This window comes from Frateuria sp., assembly GCF_013362045.1.
In the GTDB taxonomy this organism is placed as follows: Bacteria; Pseudomonadota; Gammaproteobacteria; order Xanthomonadales; family Rhodanobacteraceae; genus Frateuria_A.
This window is the reverse complement of sequence record NZ_JABFWW010000198.1, coordinates 1-3,435: the sequence shown is the minus strand read 5'-3', so window position 1 is coordinate 3,435 and position 3,435 is coordinate 1. Positions and strand designations below refer to the sequence as shown.

Annotated in this window: 4 protein-coding genes and 1 pseudogene; 2 read left to right on the top strand and 3 right to left on the bottom strand. The window is 70.2% G+C overall.

Annotation, left to right across the window (positions count from 1 at the left end):
• From HOQ08_RS09260 to secB, 3 genes and pseudogenes are all read right to left on the bottom strand, one after another.
• Positions 1 to 936 (bottom strand): annotated as a pseudogene (locus HOQ08_RS09260) (ATP-dependent helicase); the annotation flags it as partial.
• Between the two features lie 176 nt (positions 937 to 1,112).
• A complete protein-coding gene (locus tag HOQ08_RS09255; RefSeq protein WP_291193562.1) occupies positions 1,113 to 2,138 on the bottom strand; it encodes an NAD(P)H-dependent glycerol-3-phosphate dehydrogenase in 1,026 nt (341 codons plus the stop codon).
• A gap of 11 nt (positions 2,139 to 2,149) precedes the next feature.
• A complete protein-coding gene (gene secB, locus HOQ08_RS09250; protein WP_291193560.1) occupies positions 2,150 to 2,656 on the bottom strand; it encodes a protein-export chaperone SecB in 507 nt (168 codons plus the stop codon).
• A 300-nt stretch (positions 2,657 to 2,956) separates the two neighbouring features.
• Here secB and rpmB point away from each other — a divergent pair, with 300 nt between their 5' ends.
• Positions 2,957 to 3,193 (top strand): 50S ribosomal protein L28, encoded by a 237-nt coding sequence (gene rpmB, locus HOQ08_RS09245; RefSeq protein WP_091337955.1) that lies wholly within the window; start codon positions 2,957 to 2,959, stop codon positions 3,191 to 3,193.
• Positions 3,194 to 3,203: 10 nt separating this feature from the next.
• Positions 3,204 to 3,371: a 50S ribosomal protein L33 gene (gene rpmG, locus HOQ08_RS09240; protein WP_072759007.1), complete on the top strand. Its 168-nt coding sequence runs from the start codon at positions 3,204 to 3,206 to the stop codon at positions 3,369 to 3,371.
• Positions 3,372 to 3,435: the final 64 nt, after the last annotated feature.

Here is a 3,435-nt window from a genome sequence, read left to right as displayed (position 1 = left end):
GGCGCGGCGGCGGGCGATCTCGACCAGGTGGCCGTTGCGCACGCGGCGCACCAGCGGCTCGCCGCCGCGGCCGGGCAGGCGCTCGCCAGCGTAGTCGAAGGCCAGTCGCGCGTAGGCCAGCGGCGGCGTGCCGGCGGCAAGGCGCGCATGGCGGGTCAGCGCGTGCAGGGTCAGCACCGGCCTGGGCGCGAGTTCGGCGCGGCGCAGCTCGTCGAACACCTGCGGCGGCGGCACGCGCTGGCCCAGCGGGCTGTTCTTCAGCGATTTGAGCAGTGGCCGGCTGTACTCGTGGCGCAGCGGTGGCAGGTCGAGCCAGTGGCTTTCGCGCGGCTCGGCTTCGAGCAGGCCCACGACAGCGTGCTCGGCATCGAGGTACCACAGGTTGTCCAGCCGCAACAGCCGCTGGTTGTGTCCCAGCCGGGGCAGCAGGCGCTGGCTGCCGTCCTGCTCGAGATGCCAGTGCCAGGCGAGCGGATGGGCCTTGCCGCGCGAGAGCCGCAACCCGGCCAGGCCGCCCAGGAAGCAAGGCGCGGTATCGAGCATCTGGGCCAGCAGCGCATCGCCGATGTGGCCGGCCAGGCGCACGTAGCTGCGGCCCTTGCGCACGCTCTGCGGCAGACCGAGCACAGCGGCGGCCAGGTGCTGCTCGTGCGGTTCGAGCGGGGCGTGGGCGAGATGGCGGCTGTCCAGCGGCGCAGGCCGCGCGTAGCGGCCCTGCTCGGCGATGGCCAGTGCGACCGGCGCCACGTCCAGATGGGCGTAGGCCGCGCCCTCCTCCGGCACGACTTCGAGGAAGAAGCCCAGCACCTGGGTTTCCGCGGGAGGCGCGGCCGGCGGCTTGAACAGGCGGCGCCAGGCCGGCGGCAAGCCGCCCCCGGCCTGGTCCTCCGGGGCGGAGACGCGGTCGGCAGGCTGCTTTTCGTCCGGTTGCTGCATGCGCGTGCGGTCCGCCCTGCCGGCCAAAACGGCGAGCTTAGCAAGGGGATGAGTGGTGTGCGCGTCGAGGGCGCAAGTTCGTGCGGGCGGTGGCCACGGCGGGGGCACGCAGGAATGGAGTTGAGCCAGCCCCGGCCCTTCTCCAACCCCTCTCCCCGCAGGCAGGGCGAACCGGTTCAGGCGTTGCCGAACAGGCCCTGCGGGTATTCGGGCTTCTGCTCGCGCGACATCAGCAGGCGCACGCCCTCGACCGGGGTCACCTCGCCGTGCAGCACCGCGCGCACGCCGTTGGCGATGGGCAGGTCCAGGCCGTGCTGCTCGGCCAGCCGGGCCACCTCGTCGGCGGTCACCACGCTCTCGACCACCTGGCCGATCTGGCGCACGGCCTCGTCCAGCGCGACACCCTGCCCCAATGCCAGGCCGAGCCGCCGGTTGCGCGAGAGGTCGCCGGTGCAGGTGAGCACCAGGTCGCCCAGGCCGGACAGGCCCATCAGCGTTTCCGGCCGCGCACCGAGCGCCAGTCCCAGCCGCAGCATTTCGTTCATGCCGCGGGTGATCAGGCCGGCGCGGGCGTTCAGGCCCAGCTGCATGCCGTCGGCCACGCCGGTGGCCACCGCCAGCACGTTCTTCATGGCGCCGCCCAGTTCCGCACCCAGCACGTCGTTGCCCGAATAGGCGCGGAAGTTGGGCGCATGCAGCAGCGCGGCGAGCGCCTTGGCGAAGGTCTCGTCCTCCGAATGGACGGTGACGGCGCTGGGCTGTCCGGCGGCCACCTCGCGCGCGAACGACGGCCCGGTGACCACCGCCGCCGGACGGCCCGGCAGCTTCTGCGCCACCAGCTCGTGCAGGAAGCGGCCGGTGCCCGGCTCGAAGCCCTTGGTCGCCCAGGCGATGGCGGTCGCCGGGCCGAGCAGCGGCACCAGCTCGTCCAGCATCGCCGCGAAGGCGTGGCTGGGCACCACCAGCAGCACGATGTCGGCGTCGCGTACGGCGGCGGCCAGATCCGGCTCATAGGCGAGCTCGGCCGGCAGTTCCAGGTCGGGCAGATAGCGCTGGTTGCGGCGGCCGGCGGCGATGGCCGCCAGCGCGGCGCGGTCGCGGCCCCACAGCCGGGTGTCCACGCCGTTGCGCGCGGCCAGCGCGGCCAGCGCCGTGCCCCAGGAGCCGGCGCCGAGCACCGCGAGGGTCGGTTGGTCCCGCATCGATCTTTTCGTCAGCTGTTGAGCGTCGGCGCCTCGCCGCCGCCCATCGCGCGGCGCTGCTGCTCGGCGAACAGGGCGTCGAAGTTGATCGGCTGCAGCAGGAACGGCGGGAAACCGCCCTCCAGCACCAGCGAGGAGATCACCTGGCGCGCATACGGGAACAGGAGGTTCGGGCAGTAGCTGCCGATGATGCCGGCGTGGTCCTGTTCGCTGAAGCCGGCGATGCCGAACACGCCGGCCTGGTGCACTTCGGCCAGGTACGCGGTGCGCTCGCCCAGCGTGCAGGTCAGGGTCAGGCTCAGCACCACTTCATACAGGTCGTTGCCCAGGTCGGTGGCGCGCTGGCCGAGGTTCAGCTGCACCTGAGGCTGGGCCTGGTCGTTCTCGCCGATCTCCTGGAAGATCTGCGGCGCGTTGGGCGCCTCGAAGGACACGTCCTTGACGTAGATCTTCTGCAGCATCAGCTGCGGCATGGCCGGACCGTTGGCCTGGCTGGGGGCGGGCGTGACTTCGGCCATCTTCGAATCCCTCTTGAATCGTGAATGCGGCGGAGCAAAGGGGGCGATTGTTCCATACATCCGCGGGCCCCGTCATCCGACCCGGGCCGCAAGGCTTGCGCAGGGGCCTGTTTTTCCGGGAGAATACGCGGCTCGACTCATGGCCGCCCCGGTTTACGGGCCTTCCGCGACGCGATGCGGAACACCGCCGGCCACCGTTCGAAGCGCAACACCCTCCAGCCATCGCGTGGCGCCCAAGGCGTCGCTGGGCCGATGCCGCCCTGGCCAACGGGTGGTCCTAAACCGATTACGGAGGCACTCATGGCCCGTGTATGTCAAGTCACCGGAAAGGCCGTGCAGACCGGCAACAACGTCTCGCACGCCAACAACAAGACCCGTCGCCGCTGGTTGCCCAACCTGCACGAGCGCCGCTTCTGGGTCGCCAGCGAGAATCGCTGGGTGAAGCTGCGCGTCTCCAACGCCGCGCTGCGCACCATCGACAAGAATGGCATCGAGGCCGTGATCGCCCAGCTGCGTGCCCGCGGCGAGAAGGTCTGAGGATTGAACCATGGCTAACAAGACCCAAGACAAGATCCGCATGATCTCCTCGGCCGGCACCGGCCACTTCTACACCACGCAGAAGAACAAGAAGAACACGCCGGAAAAGTTCGAGTTCAAGAAGTACGATCCGGTCGTGCGCAAGCACGTGATCTACAAGGAAGGCAAGATCAAGTGATCTTCGAAGAGAACCCGCCCAAGTGGCGGGTTTTCTTTTTGAGCGGCAGCGGACTCGCGCACCC

Excerpts from the sequence above, each read along its gene's own strand:
- HOQ08_RS09255 (WP_291193562.1), bottom strand. The coding sequence starts at position 2,138 with ATGCGGGACCAACCGACCCTCGCGGTGCTCGGCGCCGGCTCCTGGGGC.
- secB (WP_291193560.1), bottom strand. The coding sequence starts at position 2,656 with ATGGCCGAAGTCACGCCCGCCCCCAGCCAGGCCAACGGTCCGGCCATG.
- rpmG (WP_072759007.1), top strand. The coding sequence starts at position 3,204 with ATGGCTAACAAGACCCAAGACAAGATCCGCATGATCTCCTCGGCCGGC.
- rpmB (WP_091337955.1), top strand. The coding sequence starts at position 2,957 with ATGGCCCGTGTATGTCAAGTCACCGGAAAGGCCGTGCAGACCGGCAAC.